This is a genomic window from Alloiococcus sp. CFN-8, from assembly GCF_049943125.1.
GTDB lineage: Bacteria > Bacillota > Clostridia > Clostridiales > Clostridiaceae > JAEXZL01.
Genome location: NZ_CP188040.1, coordinates 2,352,941 through 2,370,948, shown reverse-complemented (window position 1 = coordinate 2,370,948; position 18,008 = coordinate 2,352,941). Strand labels below are relative to the sequence as shown.

General features: G+C 34.6%; 19 protein-coding genes. 4 read left to right on the top strand and 15 right to left on the bottom strand.

Features of this window, described 5'->3' with window-relative positions; all coding sequences use genetic code 11:
* Nucleotides 1-81: 81 nt before the first annotated feature.
* The 6 genes from ACPWSR_RS10945 to ACPWSR_RS10920 all read right to left on the bottom strand — a co-directional run bounded on the left by ACPWSR_RS10945 (nt 82) and on the right by ACPWSR_RS10920 (nt 5,950).
* Nucleotides 82-309: a glutaredoxin family protein gene (locus tag ACPWSR_RS10945; RefSeq protein WP_426348260.1), complete on the bottom strand. Its 228-nt coding sequence runs from the start codon at nt 307-309 to the stop codon at nt 82-84.
* Nucleotides 310-315: 6 nt separating this feature from the next.
* A complete protein-coding gene (gene trxB / locus ACPWSR_RS10940; protein ID WP_426348259.1) occupies nt 316-1,251 on the bottom strand; it encodes a thioredoxin-disulfide reductase in 936 nt (311 codons plus the stop codon).
* 207 nt (nt 1,252-1,458) lie between these two features.
* Complete coding sequence (locus ACPWSR_RS10935; RefSeq protein WP_426351379.1) at nt 1,459-3,903, bottom strand: ATP-dependent Clp protease ATP-binding subunit; 2,445 nt, start codon at nt 3,901-3,903, stop codon at nt 1,459-1,461.
* 23 nt (nt 3,904-3,926) lie between these two features.
* Nucleotides 3,927-4,958 carry a protein arginine kinase gene (locus tag ACPWSR_RS10930; RefSeq protein WP_426348258.1) on the bottom strand — a complete coding sequence of 344 codons (1,032 nt, stop codon included), beginning with the start codon at nt 4,956-4,958 and terminating at the stop codon, nt 3,927-3,929.
* A gap of 12 nt (nt 4,959-4,970) precedes the next feature.
* A complete protein-coding gene (locus tag ACPWSR_RS10925) occupies nt 4,971-5,483 on the bottom strand; it encodes a UvrB/UvrC motif-containing protein (protein ID WP_426348257.1) in 513 nt (170 codons plus the stop codon).
* A 14-nt stretch (nt 5,484-5,497) separates the two neighbouring features.
* Nucleotides 5,498-5,950 carry a CtsR family transcriptional regulator gene (locus ACPWSR_RS10920; protein ID WP_426348256.1) on the bottom strand — a complete coding sequence of 151 codons (453 nt, stop codon included), beginning with the start codon at nt 5,948-5,950 and terminating at the stop codon, nt 5,498-5,500.
* A gap of 219 nt (nt 5,951-6,169) precedes the next feature.
* Here ACPWSR_RS10920 and ACPWSR_RS10915 point away from each other — a divergent pair, with 219 nt between their 5' ends.
* The gene (locus ACPWSR_RS10915; protein ID WP_426348255.1) at nt 6,170-6,820 is read left to right on the top strand and encodes an MBL fold metallo-hydrolase; all 651 of its coding nucleotides are present in this window, start codon (nt 6,170-6,172) and stop codon (nt 6,818-6,820) included.
* Between the two features lie 151 nt (nt 6,821-6,971).
* Here the strand turns inward: ACPWSR_RS10915 and ACPWSR_RS10910 are convergent, their stop codons facing one another.
* From ACPWSR_RS10910 to ACPWSR_RS10880, 7 genes are all read right to left on the bottom strand, one after another.
* A complete protein-coding gene (locus ACPWSR_RS10910; RefSeq protein ID WP_426348254.1) occupies nt 6,972-7,142 on the bottom strand; it encodes a DUF362 domain-containing protein in 171 nt (56 codons plus the stop codon).
* Nucleotides 7,143-7,242: 100 nt separating this feature from the next.
* Nucleotides 7,243-7,452 (bottom strand): heavy-metal-associated domain-containing protein, encoded by a 210-nt coding sequence (locus tag ACPWSR_RS10905; protein ID WP_426348253.1) that lies wholly within the window; start codon nt 7,450-7,452, stop codon nt 7,243-7,245.
* A 33-nt stretch (nt 7,453-7,485) separates the two neighbouring features.
* The gene (locus ACPWSR_RS10900; RefSeq protein ID WP_426348252.1) at nt 7,486-8,358 is read right to left on the bottom strand and encodes a PSP1 domain-containing protein; all 873 of its coding nucleotides are present in this window, start codon (nt 8,356-8,358) and stop codon (nt 7,486-7,488) included.
* Nucleotide 8,359: 1 nt separating this feature from the next.
* Nucleotides 8,360-9,292, bottom strand: coding sequence for a DNA polymerase III subunit delta' (locus ACPWSR_RS10895; protein ID WP_426348251.1), 933 nt, complete (start codon nt 9,290-9,292; stop codon nt 8,360-8,362).
* A 25-nt stretch (nt 9,293-9,317) separates the two neighbouring features.
* Nucleotides 9,318-9,647 (bottom strand): cyclic-di-AMP receptor, encoded by a 330-nt coding sequence (locus tag ACPWSR_RS10890; protein WP_426348250.1) that lies wholly within the window; start codon nt 9,645-9,647, stop codon nt 9,318-9,320.
* Nucleotides 9,648-9,754: 107 nt separating this feature from the next.
* Entirely contained in the window at nt 9,755-10,399 is a 645-nt protein-coding gene (tmk, locus tag ACPWSR_RS10885) for a dTMP kinase (protein ID WP_426348249.1), read from the bottom strand.
* 204 nt (nt 10,400-10,603) lie between these two features.
* Complete coding sequence (locus ACPWSR_RS10880; protein ID WP_426348248.1) at nt 10,604-10,810, bottom strand: sigma factor G inhibitor Gin; 207 nt, start codon at nt 10,808-10,810, stop codon at nt 10,604-10,606.
* A 228-nt stretch (nt 10,811-11,038) separates the two neighbouring features.
* On the opposite strand from ACPWSR_RS10880, the gene ACPWSR_RS10875 reads away from it, so the two are divergent.
* The 3 genes from ACPWSR_RS10875 to ACPWSR_RS10865 all read left to right on the top strand — a co-directional run bounded on the left by ACPWSR_RS10875 (nt 11,039) and on the right by ACPWSR_RS10865 (nt 14,329).
* Nucleotides 11,039-12,199 carry a hypothetical protein gene (locus ACPWSR_RS10875; RefSeq protein WP_426348247.1) on the top strand — a complete coding sequence of 387 codons (1,161 nt, stop codon included), beginning with the start codon at nt 11,039-11,041 and terminating at the stop codon, nt 12,197-12,199.
* Nucleotides 12,200-12,346: 147 nt separating this feature from the next.
* Nucleotides 12,347-13,291, top strand: coding sequence for a magnesium transporter CorA family protein (locus ACPWSR_RS10870; protein WP_426348246.1), 945 nt, complete (start codon nt 12,347-12,349; stop codon nt 13,289-13,291).
* 117 nt (nt 13,292-13,408) lie between these two features.
* Nucleotides 13,409-14,329: a S66 peptidase family protein gene (locus ACPWSR_RS10865; protein WP_426348245.1), complete on the top strand. Its 921-nt coding sequence runs from the start codon at nt 13,409-13,411 to the stop codon at nt 14,327-14,329.
* A 62-nt stretch (nt 14,330-14,391) separates the two neighbouring features.
* Here the strand turns inward: ACPWSR_RS10865 and ACPWSR_RS10860 are convergent, their stop codons facing one another.
* Both ACPWSR_RS10860 and ACPWSR_RS10855 read right to left on the bottom strand, forming a co-directional pair.
* On the bottom strand, nt 14,392-15,762 hold the full coding sequence (locus ACPWSR_RS10860; protein WP_426348244.1) for an MATE family efflux transporter: 1,371 nt from the start codon (nt 15,760-15,762) through the stop codon (nt 14,392-14,394).
* 182 nt (nt 15,763-15,944) lie between these two features.
* Entirely contained in the window at nt 15,945-18,008 is a 2,064-nt protein-coding gene (locus ACPWSR_RS10855) for a helix-turn-helix domain-containing protein (RefSeq protein WP_426348243.1), read from the bottom strand.

Sequence of the window (18,008 nt, the reverse complement as noted above, 5' to 3'; positions counted from 1 at the left end):
ACCTCCTTTTCTTTAGTTTACTCCTATTCGGATGTCTAAATATTAAATAATTTGTAAATTTATCTTACACAAAAAATATGTCTAGAGGTTTAAGGCTGTATCAATTGCTTCTCTATCAAAGCCAACGATAACAGTACCATCAATATCTACTACAGGGACAGATCTCTGCCCTGAAATTTTAAAGACCTCTTCTCTATCCTCTTTTGCATCAGCAACATTTATCTCTTCATAGCTCTGGCCTTTAGTATCAAGATACTTTTTCACCTTAACACACCACGGACACCATTCTGTTGAATAAATTTTAATCATAATCTATTATCTTCCCTTCTCTAAAATACATTTTTCCGCTGCTAGAGCTGCTATTGTACCATCAGCCACTGCGGTAGTTATCTGTCTATAGGATTTAGTTCTTACATCACCAGCTGCAAACACACCCTTAACATTGGTCTGCATGTTTTCATCCGTAGGAATATACCCCTGGGTAGTAAGATCTATAAAGCCTTTAAAGAGATCTGTCTTCGGAACTGTTCCTATATATCCAAAGACCGCATCTATTGGCATCTCAAATTCTTCACCGGTCTTAGTGTTAGCAATAATAGCCTTTTCAACAAAATCTTCTCCCTCAAGATTAACTAAATCGTGATTGTACTTAATTTCTATTTTAGGATTATTCAAAACTTCATCTAAGGTAGCTTTTTCTCCCTTGAAGTAGTCATATCTTCTAAGCATAATTACCTTCGATGCAAACTTTGTTAGGAATAAAGCTTCCTCTAAGGCTGAATTACCACCTCCCACTACTCCTAATACCTTATCTTCATAAACAGCACCATCACAAACGGCACAGTAATGAACTCCCTTTCCAGAGAATTTTTCCTCATTTGGTATAGGAAGCTTTCGAGGCGTAGCACCAGTGGCAATAATCACTGATTTAGGCTTATAAATATAGCTCTCTGTTTCAACAACCTTGTCATCATTAGTTAAATACACCTTTTCTATAGTATCAAATTCATCAATAACCGCTCCCAGCTCTTCAGCCTGCTCTCTCATTCTATCAGCAAGTTCTTGTCCTTCTATAGTTTTAAAGCCAGGATAATTTTCTATGGTATAGCTGCTTCTTACCTGTCCACCAACCAGCTCATTTTCTAATAAAAGGGTGTTTAGCTTAGCTCTACCTGCATATATTGCTGCAGTAAGTCCAGCAGGACCTCCACCTATAATCATAAGGTCTAATTCTTTAATTTTTTTACTCATAAATCATTCTCCTTATAAATATTTCATCTCCGTTAGTTTTAACTACAATTGATAAAAATATTACCCTATTACCCCTAGGGGGTATATCGTTATAATATACTAAAAAGTTAAAAAAATCAAGGGGAGTTGAGGATTCTTTAATAAATATTATCATAAAAAGCATGAAGATAAAAAATATAGGTGCCTGAGATGGCACCTATATTTATTTTATTTGCTGTGTTCAAACTTCAGCTTCCCTTCCTCTTCTGTAACAGTAATTCTATCTCCTCTTTTTATATTTCCCATGAGCATCTCTTCGCTGAGCTTATCCTCTACAACCTTTGTTATCATTCTTCTTAGAGGTCTAGCACCATATGTTATATCAAAGCCTTCCTTAGCTAAGTGCTTTTCACTCTTTTCATCAAAGGAAATATAAATATCCTGATCCTCAAGCCTCTCACCTACAGAGCCTAGCATGAGCTTTACTATTTCTTGAAGATCCTTTTCTTCTAATTGATGGAATACTATAATATCATCAATTCTATTTAAAAATTCTGGTCTAAAGGAATTCTTCAGCTCATTCATAATATTATCTTTCATCTTTTCATAATCATTAGCTGCTGAGGCCTCATCGGAAATAGAGAAGCCTAGGGTCTTCTGCTTTTTAATAGTATGAGCGCCTACATTAGAGGTCATGATTATTATAGTATTCTTAAAGCTTACAGTCTTACCTTTACCATCAGTAAGCCTTCCATCCTCTAAAATCTGTAGAAGAACATTAAATACATCGGGATGAGCCTTTTCTATCTCATCAAAGAGTACTACAGAATAAGGTTTAGTTCTTACCTTGTCAGTGAGCTGGCCACCTTCATCATAGCCTACATAGCCTGGAGGAGAACCTATAAGTCTGGATACCGTATGCTTTTCCATGTATTCTGACATATCGATTCTGATGATATTATTTTCATCTCCAAACATAGACTCGGCCAATGCTTTTGATAGCTCAGTTTTACCTACCCCTGTTGGTCCCAGGAATATGAAGGAGCCAATAGGTCTTTTAGGGTCTTTAAGACCAACTCTTGCTCTTCTTACAGCCTGAGCAACAGACTTAACTGCTTCTTCTTGTCCTATTACCCTCTTATGGAGAATTTCCTCCAGCTTCATAAGCTTTTCTGATTCCTTTTCAGTAAGCTTTTCCACAGGGACATTAGTCCATTTAGCCACTACTGCTGCTATTTGTTCTTCTCCTACCTCTTGGGTTTGGAAGCTATTTTGAGTATTCCAGTGCTTCTTCTGTGATTCTAGCTTTTCCTTTAATTCCTTTTCTCTATCTCTTAAGGAAGCAGCCTTTTCGAAGTCCTGAACGCTTATTGCATCTTCTTTTTCCTTTGTAACCTTTTCTATATCATCCTCTATCTGCTTCAAATCTGGTGGTGCTGTAAGATTTTGAATCCTAACCTTAGCACCTGCTTCATCGATAAGATCAATGGCCTTATCAGGAAGGTAGCGGTCTGTAATATATCTATCAGATAAGTTCACTGCTGCCAGCAGTGCCTCATCGGTAAATTTCACTCTATGATGTGCCTCATATTTGTCTCTAAGACCCTTAAGAATCTCTATGGTTTCTTCCTTAGTAGGCTCTCCTACGGTGACAGGCTGAAATCTTCTTTCTAAGGCAGAATCCTTTTCTATATGTTTTCTGTATTCATCGATGGTTGTAGCACCTATACACTGTATTTCTCCACGGGCTAAGGCTGGCTTTAAAATATTTGATGCATCTATTGCTCCTTCTGCACCTCCAGCTCCAATAATAGTGTGGATTTCATCGATAAATAGTATTATATCCTGAGCCTTTCTGATTTCCTCCATTACCTTTTTTAATCTTTCTTCAAATTCTCCTCTATACTTTGCACCTGCTATCATAGAAGATAAATCAAGGGTTACAACCCTCTTATTTTTTAGAAGCTCTGGCATGTTTCCAGAAACTATTCTCTGAGCCAAACCTTCTGCTATAGCAGTCTTACCTACACCAGGATCACCAATGAGACAAGGATTGTTTTTAATTCTTCTGCTTAATATCTCAAGAACTCTCTGGATTTCATTTTCTCTTCCTATAACAGGATCAAGCTTACCTTCCGAAGCCATAACCGTTAAATCTCTACCATACTGATTAAGGGTAGGTGTCTTGTTATCATTCTTTTTAGCAGAGCCTGCTCCTTGAGGAGAACTACCTGAAGCCTTTCCATTTATACTATTAACCACATCGGCTCTAAGCTTATCTATCTGAACATTGAGATTCACTAATATTGTGTAAGCTACGCCCTCCTGTTCTCTTATAAGAGCTAGAAGCATGTGTTCAGGGGTTATAAAATTATGACCAAAGTTTCTTGCTTCATATAAGCTTAGATCTAAAAGTCTTTTAGTTCTTGGGGTCAAGGCTATTTCATTTCTTGCTATCTCAATATCTCCAAAGCCTACGTATTCTTCTACAAGCTTTCTAACGGAGCTTTCTGTTACCCCGAGGCCATTCAAAATATCCTTACTAAACCCTTCTACTCTTAATATTCCCAGAAGTATATGCTCTGTACCAATATAACCATGCTTGAAGTACTGAGCCTCTTCCTGAGCCATCATAACTGCCTTCTGTGCTCTTTCTGTAAATCTTTCAAACATCATAATTTTGTTACCTCCATTAACTAAATTAAATTCCCTAAGGTTTCTCTCATAAACTTAGCTCTTTCTACATCTCTTTCCCTGTCAGTAAGGGTTCTGCCAATATTGTATTGGAGAGTAGCTGGCTGAGAATTTACAAGAATACCGTTTATTATACTATTATCTATTCCCTTTATTAAATCCAGCTCAAGACCTAGTCTAACATTAGATAAGAGTTCTAAGCTTTCCTTGGACTTCAAGACTCTAGCGCTCTCCAGTATTGCCAATGATCGAAAAATCTTATCCTCCATATCATATTTATAATTACTTAATAGATAACCTCTAGCTCTATTCTCCTGCTGTAATATCTGGCCTATGGCAGCTTCAAGATTTTCAATTATCTCCTCTTCTGATAGCCCTAAGGTTATCTGATTAGAAATTTGATAGATATTACCTTCAGCACCTGACCCTTCTCCATAAAGCCCTCTTATGGTCATTCCAACCTGTGCTAAGGCTTTTAAAACCTGAGTTATTTCTTTATTTATTGTCAGTGCAGGAAGATGAATCATAACTGAAGCTCTTAATCCTGTTCCTATGTTCGTTGGGCAGGAGGTTAGATATCCAAGCTCCTCATGAAAAGCATAATCCAAAGAATCCTCTAGGAGAGTATCAATTTTATCTGCAGTAGCATAAGCTTCCCTTAAATCAAAACCACTATTTATGCATTGTAGTCTCATATGATCCTCTTCATTAAGCATTATGCTTACAGTCTCTTCCCTATTTATTATAAAGGCAGATTTTTCTCTACTTCTTATAAGGTTAGGGCTTATTAAATGTTTTTCCTGAAAGCTGAGAAGCTTGTTTTCTTCCTCTTCCCACAGCCTCTGAGTAGAGTATTCCCTCTTCATATATTCGTTAACATAAAAGGCATCTTCAAACTTCTTAATTATCTCCTCTGCTTTCTCTTTATTCAGTTTATGGGGAAAGGATATATTTTTTAAATTCCTGGCTATCCTAATCCTGCTGCTTATAATAGGCTCAACTCTTGAGGAGCCATCATACATCCAGTTTTTCATTGCCCCACACCCCTATTCCTTGTTATTTTGGAGATTTTTTATTTCATCTCTAATCATAGCTGCTTTTTCATATTCTTCCTCTAAAATAGCCTTTTGTAATTCTTCCTTGAGCTTTATAACCTTCTTTTTATTTATAAGCTCTCTTGTAGCTTTTTGGGGAAACTTTCCCTTATGCTCTGTCTTCCCCTGTACTCTTTGAATAATGGGATTTATTATTGAGGTAAAGGTTTTATAGCATTGCTCACAACCAACCAGGCCACTTCTTTTAAATTCCTCTGCAGTAATGCCGCAGCTGCTACAGCGAACCACTGGCTTACTCTCTTGATCTGCTATTTTTCCCATATGGTCTACAAAACCACTTAAAAGATTCTGAAAAGAAAAGGGTGAAATACTTGCTCCAGGAAAGGCTATTTCTTGATTTTCCTGGGCACAGGCAGCGCATAGATTCACTTCAGTTTTATCCCCATTTATTACTTTAACTATATGCACCGTAGAAGGGTTCTTTTGACACTTATCACAGAGCATATTCCCCATCCTCCTTACGAAAGTATTATTGATATAATAGATTTTAGTATGTCTGCTCTTAATTTATTCCTATCACTTCCTGCTGCTAAGGTTCTATCATTCACTGTAAGCTTAATAATATTCAATTCTCTTTCAGTAATAAGCTCAGCTTCATACAGGCTTTCTAATAATGCTGCTGCCTTATGATAGGTTATGCTACTTCCAATATACTCCAGAAGCCGTTTTAATCTGCTAAGCTTATTATCGAAGCTCACCTTTCTTATGAGGATACAGCCTCCGCCTCCTCTTTTGCTCTCAATAATATAGCCTTTGTCATAGGTAAATCTAGTAGTTAGTACATAATTAATCTGTGAAGGAGCACAATTGAAGTAATCTGCTAATTCATTTCTCTGAATTTGAAGCTCCTCTTCTTTTCCATTTAAAAGGTCCTTAATAAATTGTTCAATAACGTCTGACAATCGTGCCATAATATCACCTAGCTTTTTGACTTTCTTTGACCTTAATAAAATAATAATATTTTTATTGTTGCCAAGCAATAAATAAAATATGAACTTTTTCGTAATTTTTTTTTAATTTTAGCTCTTAACTTCTATTTTCTCATTGTTTCTTAATAATACTAATAATTCCTATATTGTTTATGATTAAATAACAGAGATTAGTCAATAATTTAGAGGGAGGAATTAATAATGAAAATATATTGGATTGGACATTCATCCTTTTTAATAGAGGATTCTTTAGGAAGGCGGATACTAACAGATCCTTACAATAGTTATATAGGCTTAGAGCCTTTTGATGATCAGGTTAACATAGTTACTATAAGCCATGACCATATAGACCATAATAATAAAAGCTTCCTCTCAGGAAAGGAAGCAGTTGTTTCTTCACCAGGCTTTTACGATCTTTCCTTTGCAAGGATAAACGGCTTTAAGAGCTATCATGATAACTGCAGAGGACTCAAAAGAGGCGAGAACACAATATTCCTAATAGAACTGGAGGGCTATAGACTCTGTCACCTAGGAGATCTCGGCCATCCTCTAGATGAAGAGCTTTTATTAAAGCTTACTGATATAGACGTCCTTTTTATACCTGTAGGAGGACACTTTACATTGGATGGAAATACAGCTGGTGAGCTTTGCCGAAGGATAAATAGTAAAATCATAATTCCCATGCACTACAAAACACCTAAGATATTAATACCCTTAGATGGACCTGAAAGCTTTATACTCTCCATGAAAAATGCCACAAAGATAGATGAGGCTTATATTTCAATAAAAGAAAGGCCACAAGAAATCAATAAGGTTATTATCTTTAAGGATTACAGCAAAACAATAAAATAACTAAAGCTTTCCCTTTTTCTTTATTGTTGTGAACTATACAACAAGAATATATTTTTTATGTTATAAGCTATATAATACCCTTTAAATAATCTACGGAAAGGCTTGTCAAATAAAAACGGTTCATCTATTAAGATGAACCGTTTTTTTCTAATTAACCCTCTGTAGGTGCTCCTACTGGGCAAACAGATGCACAGTTTCCACAATCTATACAAGTGTTAGCATCTATTACGTATATAGAATCCCCTTGCTCTATAGCATTAACAGGACACTCTGTAGCACAAGCTCCACAGCTTATACAAGCATCATTAATTACAAATGACATAATCACACACCTCCTAATAAAATGGATGTCCCAAGACACACATACATTTTAACACGTTCTTATGTGTTTTTAAAGAGATAATGTTTTATATTTGTTAATTTTATATCACCGTATAGCCTAATTCTTCAATAGAGCTTATAAAATCTTCCTCTTTAACGAAATAATTATCATACACAATACTTACTTCGCCTTTTTCTTTGTTAATCTCACAAGCAATTACGCCTTCATGTTTAGAAATACAAGTTCGTACCTGTATTACATCTTGAGTACTATTAATGCTTCTCACCTTTAATAAAGATTTCATATTCATCCTCCTAAAGTCCCCTTACGATTATACCTCATCCTAATCAGCAGGAACTATATCAACTATCACATCATCTATAGGTGTGCTATCCTCATAATCGCCAGAGATTAACTTTATATCGTTTATATTAGCTAGTATAAGAGTTTCTTCATCTTCCCTTATCTTTATTTTAACCTTCACAGACTCTTTAACCACACTGTTTGTCACTACCTCTCCTTTTCCTTGAGGCGTTTCAACTATTGACCCTACCTTAGGTAGCTTCTTTCTAATAGTCTCATAGGTATCCTGTTCATAGTTTAAGCAGCACATGAGTCTTCCACAGATACCAGATATCTTTGTAGGATTTAAAGATAAATTCTGTTCCTTTGCCATCTTAATAGATACAGAAGCAAAATCTCCTAAATAACTGGAGCAGCATAGGGATCTTCCGCAAGGACCTAGTCCTCCTACCATTTTTGCCTCATCTCTTACTCCAATTTGTCTAAGCTCAATTCTGGTTTTAAAGATGGTGGCCAGATCCTTTACAAGGTCTCTAAAATCCACCCTACCCTCTGCTGTAAAATAGAAAATTACTTTATTATTATCAAAGGTGTACTCAACATCGATAAGCTTCATGGTAAGCTGATGCTCAACTATCTTGCTCATGCATATATTAAAGGCCTCAGCCTCTTTTTTCTTGTTATCCTCGTGTCTATTAATGTCCTCATGATCTGCAACTCTTAAAACATTCTTTAAAGGAGAAACAATTTCTTTCTCTGTTATCTTTTTGGGACCAACCACGCATTCTCCAAACTCTATCCCCCTAGCAGTTTCAACAATTACATAGTCACCCTTTTCTATGTGTAAATCCACCGGAGCAAAATAATATATTTTCCCCGCCTTTTTAAATCTTACTCCCACTACATCAATCATTCTAAACCTCCAACATGTTAAGCAGCATAATATCATAGGTAACTGCAGAGCTGACATTACTAAAAAATGCCTCACGAGATTTATTGATAATCTCAATAAGCTCGTATAGCTTAGTATAGGAAAATCTGTTAGCAAGATTCTCTATATCCCCAAGCTTATCTCTATTTACTATTATCCTAGAATTTTCTAGGTCCTTATATATCATTATATCTCTAATAAAAGATAATAAACTATTTAATATATCATCTTCCTTATTTTTGTACTTAGCTAGCTCTACTTCATATTTTATCACTAGTGTCTCATCCTTAGATAGAATATCCTCCAGGATTTTTAGAGTTATGGTTCTTATATTATTAAATTCCTCATCCACTAAAAAACGCTCTACTCTTCCTGGAATACCATCACTGAAGGCAATTGCCATAGAATAGGTTTCTCTATCTATATCAGGAAAATGAAGCTCAAGAAACTTACTCATCTGTTCTTTAGAGAGCCTTAAAAGCTTATGTATCTGACATCTTGATTTTATAGTATCTAATAAATATTCTGTGCTTTCTGTAGTAATTATAATATGTACACCCATTGGAGGCTCTTCAATAGTTTTTAGAAAAGCATTTTGTGCCTGAACCGTAAGTTTTTCTCCATGATAAACTATTATTACCTTCTTATCACTGCTGAAGGGCTTTTTATTAACCTCTTCAATGATCATTCTTACTTCATCCACACCAAAGGATTTTTTTTCCGTCCTAAATTCTATTATATCCACATGTGGTTTATCATTTTCAACGTTTAATATATTGGAGGCAATCTCTCTAGCTAAATAGCTTTTTCCTATTCCATCCTGTCCGGTTATTAAATGAGCATGAGGAAGGGAGCCAGCTTTTACAGCATCCTTAACCCAGCTTCTCACCAAGTCATGACCTATAAAGTTGTACACTGTGCTCCCTCCATTTCTAAGCTTATTAATATCTGATAAATTGATCTACATCTACTACAAAAATTGTAGCTCCCCCAACCTGCACCTCAACTGGATAAGGAATATATACTCCAGTAGAGCCTGACATAGGAGAAGGGGTAGTTACTACCTGCTCCCTAACCTTGCAGGTATCTTCAATGATTCCAAGGACTTCTCTGGTCTTTTCCTCTTCAACACCAATCATAAGAGTGGTATTACCGGATTTAAGAAAGCCACCAGTGGTAGCTAATTTAGTTACTCTAAATCCTTTTTCTGTTAATAGATCTAATAAATCCGATGCATCATCATCCTGTATTATTGCTATTACTAATTTCATTATAAGCACCTCCCAACAGTTAAATATTAAAGAACGGGATATTATGCTTATATTCTATCACAATTTTATATATAAGTTTATTAAATTAGTTAAAATATATATTGTGTCTACAGGGATAATCCAAATTCTTTAAAGCTTCCCCTAAGAGCAGTTAGTACAGCTTCAAATACCTCTTCCATATCCTTTGAAGCATCTATTTCGATAATCCTATCAGGGAACTCTTTTATTAAAAGCTTGTAGCCCTCCCTAACCTTTTTATGAAAATCCAGTGTTTCTAGATCGAGCCTGTTAATCTCTCTTCCAGTATTCTTTGAAATACGAGAAAGGCCTAGCTCTGGATCTATGTCTAAATAAATAGTTATATCAGGCATATATTCCCCTATAGCAAAGGAATTAACTCTCATTACAGACTCCATAGTTAAATTACGAGCATAGCCCTGGTATACTAATGAGGAATCAATAAATCTATCGCAAACAACTATCTTTCCAGATTTTAAAGCAGGTATAACCTTTTCCACAAGGTGCTGTCTTCTCGAGGCTGCAAAAAGGAGTGCTTCTGTCTTCCCATCCATGAGAGTATTTTCTTCTTTTAAGATAATATCTCTAATCTGTTCTGATATAGAAATGCCCCCTGGCTCTCTAGTATATATACAGCTTATACCGTTAGCTTCTGTATATCTTTTTAGCGCTTCCACTATTGTGGTTTTTCCCGCCCCCTCAGGCCCCTCAAAAGTAATAAATAAACCTTTCATAAACTACCTCCTAAGCCTTATAATTATAGCACTTTTCCATTGCTATTTCAAAGTATTCTATAAAACCTTTATATTATCTCTCGAAAGGCCTAAAACCAAGCATTGGAATAGAATGAAGCTACTAATTTCAATGCCCAGGAAATTATCACTTTCTAGGCATTAAAAAAGCAGCTTTTAGGCTGCTTTTTATAATCTACATTTCTCTTAGCTGTAGCTCGTACAATTTATCATCTTATTCCTTAGAGTCAAGGATAATATATCTCTTTTTATACATTCCTTATAGTATTCATAAAAGTCATTTCCTGCTTTAATGCTTATTAATTTTTCTTCGCAGCTTTTACAGATTCTTTTTCCGTTTATTACTATACCATCAGATTTAGACTTCCTACATAGAATGCAGCTTTTTTTCATTGAAATTCTTCTTTAAAGGCTTTACCTTAAAAGAAATACACCCCCTAAAATCTTTTATCTTAATTATTGCCTCGTATAATACATTTTATTCAGCTCATGTGCTATTTAAAGTTTGTCCACACTGTATTTCAGAAGAAAATTTATTTTAAAAAATAGTACTAAAATAACTATAATATATTTTTCTTATGAGGATAAACTAAAAATGATAAATTTTGGGGAGGTCTTTAGATGAAACAAGAAATTATAAGCATCATAGCTAATGCTAGGGAAGAGATTTTTAAGCTCTCTGACTATATGTATCATAATCCTGAAGCCAGCTACAAAGAATTTAATGCATATAATAAAATAATAAATACTTTAAAAGAAAATGAATTTAAAATAGAAGAGCACTTTTTAGAGATAGAAACAGCCTTTAAGGCTACCTATGGAGAGGGCTATCCAAATCTCTGTGTAATCTGTGAATATGATGCTGTAGAAGACCATGGCCATATCACTGGTCATAATCTTCTTTGTGCCATTTCTCTTTTAACTGCCTTAGGACTTAAAAGAGCAGTAGAAAAATTAAAAGGTACTATTACAGTGTTAGGTTGTCCTGGTGAATATTTTGGTGGTGCAAAGGTTACAATGGCGAAACAAGGAGTCTTTCAAGGTATAGATGCTGTACTCATGGCACACCCAGATACAGAAACCTCTGAAAGTGGTACTTCTTTTGCTACCACTCCTTTATCTGTAACCTATATTGGTAAGGATGGTTTATCCTTTCTTAATGAGGAAACCAGCTCAGCTTTAGATGGAATGCTTCTTACCTTTAATATAATCAACTCCCTTAATAGAAGATTCTCAAAAAAACTAAGTATAGAGGGTGTCCTTTCAAAAGGAGGCGAAACACCTCTTCTTCTACCAAAGGAGGTTACAGCAAAATTTTATATAAGAGGAGAAAACTCCACTATAGCAGACTATGGGGAAAGGGAGCTTCGAGATACTGTTGCCTTTGTAGAAAAAAAACTGAACTTATCCTCAAAAATAGTTCTTTATTCCCCTCCTTATCAGGAGTTATTAACTAATATCACCTTATCCCGGTTATTCTGCCACAATCTTAAGGAATGCGGTATTATAGAAGTAAAAGACTTTAAGTCTACACGAGCTTCTTTAAGCCTTGGGGCTGTTAGCCATAAGTGTCCTTCCATTCACCCTTACATAGGTATATTACAGGAAGAAGGAGCAGCCTATGGAACTAAGGAATTTGGTTCCACAACCCTCACAGATTTTGCAAAGGATAGGGCAGAAAAGGCCGCCTGTGCCCTGGCCCTCACAGGATTGGATTTGATAGGAAGTGAAAATCTCTTATCAGAGGTTAAGGAGGAATTCTATCATAATACAAAAATTTAAATAGTATATAAAGCCAAGTTACTTATATCACTTCTATAAGTTCCTTGGCTTTTTCCCTTAAAGCTCTTAATGATTATTTAAAGTTTTTATCTACATTCTCTCATCTTTAGGCTATAATATTAAAGTAAAGTACATGGAGGTGATACTATGATACATATATATAAAAGCATATCAGAAAATGATCACACCCTTAAGAGCCTTGAAACTATGGAACCTGGGTGTTGGGTAAACATTGTTGCCCCTTCTGAAGAGGAACTAGTATTAGTTTCAAAAAAGACAGGAGTACCACTGGATTTCTTGAAAGCCCCCTTAGATGATGAGGAAACCTCCCGAATTGAAACTGAGGATAATAACACTCTGATAATACTAGATATACCTTTTACAGAAATGGAAGATAATTCTCTTACTTATGATACCTATCCTATAGGAATAATCCATACAGAAAAAGAGATAATTACTATATGCCTTAAAAACAGCAAGATTGTTCAGGACTTTGTAGACGGAAAGATCAAATCCTTCTTTACCTTTAAAAGGTCCCGCTTTATACTTCAAATACTAAATAGGATCTCTACCTTCTATCTTTTATATTTAAGACAGATAGATAAGAAAAGCGTACTCATTGAAAAAAGGCTTCATAAATCCATGAAAAATAGAGAGCTTATACAGCTTTTATCTCTAGAAAAATCTCTAGTATATTTCTCTACTTCTTTAAAGTCTAATGAAATAACTCTTGAAAAAATGCTAAAAATAGACTTTATGCAGAAGTATGAGGAGGATAAGGATTTATTAGAAGATGTAATTATAGAGCATAAGCAGGCTATAGAAATGACAGATATTTATAGTAACATTCTATCTGGCACCATGGATGCCTTTGCTTCTGTAATTTCAAACAACTTAAATATTGTAATGAAGCTGTTAGCTTCTATCACTATTGTTATGGCGATTCCAAATATGATTTCTGGACTTTTTGGTATGAACATGCAATACATCCCTCTTTCCGGTAATCCTAATGGTTTCTATATTATAATAGGTCTAATAGTAGGATTATCCTTAGCTTCAATTGCAATCTTATATAAGAAGGATATGTTCTAAAAATAAAATACTTCATCTGCAATACTATAAGATTTTATAATATATTCATAACAGATGCATAAATGTAAAATCCCATAGTATATTTATAATAGCAATTTATTTGAGGTAGATTTATTTATGAAGCTTCCAAAAAGAATTACAAAGGCTAGCACTATAGGAATTATTGCACCAGCCTCTCCGAGGCCTAAGCAGGAAATAGATGAAAAGCTTTCATCCTTTTCTAGCTTAGGCTTTAATATTATAAAAGGCAGCCATCTTTATGACAGTCATGGATACTTAGCTGGTAAGGATATTGATAGAGCAGAGGATTTAAACCTGATGTATTCCCTTAAGGAGGTGGATGCTATTGTATGCTATAGGGGTGGCTATGGTACAATGCGCATGATGCCTTATGTGGACTACAATGCTTTATATAATAATCTAAAAATCTTTGTAGGCTATAGTGATTTAACAATATTTTTAAACTATATAGCAGATAGATTTAAAACCATTACCTTCCACGGCCCCATGGCCTCCTCTGACTTTTCCGAGGAGTATACCAGAGCTTCTTTTTTCAAAACTATCATGGAAGGCTATGAGCCATATACCATTTTAAATCCTGAGAATCATCCTATTGAGTCAAACTGTGATCTCAATGTAGAAGGAAGACTTGCAGGCGGCAACCTCTCCTTGATTTATGCCTCCTTAGGTACTCCCTATGAGGTTAACCTTAATAATAAGATTCTTTTTATAGAAGAGATAGGAGAAAAGCCTTACACCATAGACCGAATGCTTACAGCCTTACTGCTCTCTGGTAAGCTAAGAAGCTGTAGAGGTATAATTCTTGGACATTTTACAGATTGTGACGATTCTTCAGATGGAGGATCACTTACCGTAAAAGAAGTTTTACAGGATAGAATCACTAGATTTAATTTACCAGTAATCACTGGTCTATGCAGTGGCCACAGCTATCCTAATCTAACCCTTCCCATTGGAGCTAAGATTAGAATGGATTGTAAGAATAAAAAAATAGAGGTTTTAGAGCCCGTGGTGAGATAAATAGCTTTAAAGAAATAAAAAAACACTCTTAAATTAGAGTGTTTTTTACATTCAATAATATATTATGCATTCTGCAGTCCTTTACTTTCCATTTCTTCACTGAAGTCAAACTTCCACAGCTTATAGAGGAAAAATACAGAGGTTATAGCAGAAATTCCGTCGGAGATTGGATAAGATAGCCATGCCCCGTTAACTCCTAAGTAATTAACCAGTATCAATACTACTGGTATAAATACTACTAACTGTCTATACACTGATAGAAGAAAAGAACTCCTGGCATCTCCAATAGACTGATAAAAATGAATAGCAATATAATATATACCTACTGCAGGCAGTAATGAGATACTTATTCTAAATGCTCTTACCGTCTCAGCTAGTAATGCTTTATCCTCTAGGAAGAAACCAATGATATTATTGGAAAAAAGAACAAGTATAGCCCAGAAAATAACTGATATAAAGGATACCACCTTTAAGGAAAGCTTCAAGGTCTTTTTCATTTCATCATAATTTCCTGCTCCATAATTATAAGCTACTATGGGCTGCATAGCTGAGCTGATTCCTATGATAGCAATAAACATAAACATCGATATTTTAGTTATAACTCCTACCATAACTATTGCAGCATCACCACCTCTGCTGAGTAGCAGGTTATTTAAAATGATGGATACAACTGCATCAGAGATTTCAATGACAAAGGTAGAGAATCCAATAGTTAAGATAGTGCCTATTATCCCAATGGAAATAGAACTCTTGCTCTTTATACCTTCTAAAGAATAATATTTTCTAAGCTTTAAAAACTTATTTAAGGTATAACAGAAGGCTACGACCTGAGATAAAGTTGTTGCAATAGCTGCTCCCTCAATTCCTCGTGATAAAACCACAATCAATAAGTAATTAATAAATATATTTATTATAGCACCTATAGAATTTGAGTAGAGAGTTATTTTTGTATCACCTAAGGCTGTCATTATAGAACACATAGTTATTGATAATCCCTGGAAGAGACCTCCTAGCATTATTATGCTTATATACTTATCGGCATAATCGAAGGTGGCGCTGCTTGCACCTAAGAAATATATTATTCTATCTTTAAAAATAAATAAAAAGCTCATAGTAATTAATAAAATAATAGCAGTTAAAAAGATGGAGTTTCTTATGGTAATTTTTAATTCTCCAATATTCTTTTCACCTAAATGTTTCGCTACTAAAGTAGTAGCACCCACTCCTACCAGTAGCGGCAGAGCACTTAAAAGTCTCTGAACTGGAAAGGCCAGGGTCAAGGCTGCAATAGCCTCCGTACCTACATATCTTCCTACAAACACTGTATCAACCATACAATATAGCTCTATAACTAATAACGAAATAATTGATGGGATTGCAAAACGAAGAAGTGTGGCTTTAGTATTACCTGAAGTAAAAATTTTATTGTCCATAGCTATAAACACCTCCTTTTTAATTCTTGGTTTACGCTATAGAATCTTTCCTACCTTCTTATTATCCCATTTAAACTGCCTTTTTTCTTTCACTAATAAACTTCGTTAAAAGGACTAATACGCTTTTCTCTATTTTTATATTTTCTACCAAAAAGCAAAAAACACCTACAGAAGAGGTGTTTTTATACTTCTTTAATAATTATTAATACTGCACCATAGGAATTTATGGTTCTTCTAATATTTATAACAGTAGATTTTTTACTGTATTGAAAGTCTATTTTGGGGAATGAGGCTTTGTGCATTATCTCCTCTTCTTCCTTGTTCAGCCTTTTTGGCCTTCCCATGGACTGCCAGTAATTATAGGAGGAACCAAAGCTCTCATCTATTTGATAACTGATTATTCTAGCATTAGAAGTCACATTGGTTATATTTATAGAATAATCTCTCTGAATAGCTCTCTGTATTGCTCTTGCCTTATTATATTTCTCAAAGGGTAATAGCTCCTCTATTTCTTCTCCATGGCTATAAATTAAAATCTGATATATCCCCTGACCTTTAGTGGCGATATATCCATCTCCTGAAGCTATTAGTGTTTCTCCCATTTTGTTGAGTAAATAATAGGCATAATAGGAGGGTTTTTTTATTCCCTTGTCATTCATAATACCTGGATAGCCAAAGAATACCTCATTGGTTATCCTTACTTCTCTCTCTAATATATCATAGGGCCGTAGGTAACTAGGATTTTTCTTTTCTTTATTAATTTGATGTATTATAAAAGGAAGCATATAAGCTGTATCATATATATAATTCACATCCAATGGGTTTTTATCCAACTCTCTTATAACCTTTAAGGAATGTTTATCCTCGAGAATCTCTTTTAATGCCTCCTCCTCCTTTTCTGTAAGTTCAGATGAAAGAAGAAAGGAAAATCTTTTAAAGACCACCGTCTCCATCTCCATAAAGTATTCTATAAAATTCGTCAGTACTGAAGTAAGCTTATCTCCACTAAAGAGCTTATTATCAATTTTTATTAAAGGAATCAGTTCTATGCTTTCTACATATTCTATAACTGTCCTTACCCTGCTCCAGTTATAAAAGTTATTTCCCGGGAATATGCCCATATCAGTGGAAATAATATTTTCTAATAGGCCATATACAAAGCCAATCTCTCGCTGAAGCTCTTCCAGCATATCCTTATTATCCTCAATTAAAAGATCAAAGGCTTCTCCTAGGTTTATATAATTTTTAAATTCCTTTTTAAGCTCCCCCAGATCCTGTGCGCCGTTAATAGCAATCTTAAATATTTTATTTATAAAATTATAGCGTTCGTAATCCTCAATATAAGGTATCACTTTATTTAAAGCTTCTTCTATAGGAAATTCAATAAGCTGCTTTTGTTTTTCATATTCCTTTTCAGATAGCTTATGTTTTTTTCGAAACTGTGCTGGAGTCATTTGAAAATTCAGTTTAAAATGCTTATTAAAATATCTCGTATGAGAAAAGCCTACCTCCAAGGAAATATCTGATAAGCTCATATCCGTGTCTAATAAAAGCTTTATAGACTCCTGAACTCTAGTAAGATTTACGAGATCTGTGAAGGAATAGCCTGTAGCATATTTAATTTCATGAGAAAGATAATTGGTACTTAAAAATTCCTTTTCAGCTATGTCCTGGAGAGTGATATTATTGTTGTAATTATTATAAATATACTTAGATATTCTATGATACCTCTCTAAATCTTCTCCAGACTCTTTCAGCTCTTCCTGATCATACACTAGATAATTAAAGTTATTTATTAGATGATAAAGAAGGTCTATGAGATTTCTCTCTATATATTCATCATAATCTTCCCTTCTTTGAATTGCCTCACAAAGGATAATGGACAGAAATGTTCTAAGCTCCTCATAAGCTTCACCCTGCTGAGAATTCTTATCTTCAGAGTTAGTATAAAAAAACATATTCTTTATATCGTTATAATATTTTTCAAAAAACAAAGGGTCTATTTGAAAAATTAAAACCTCGTTATCTTCATCACTATAAAGCCTATGGGCCTCATCAATATTTACAATTTCTAAATTATTTTCTTTTACCTTAATAGTGTCAGTATCTATGGTTATATAAACAGAGCCCTTAAGAACATAAATGATTTCTATGGAATTCTGCCAATGTATAGGATAATTAATAACCCTACAATAAGTAATATTAACTGGTAAATTAGAAGGATAGGTTATATATTCTTTTCTCAA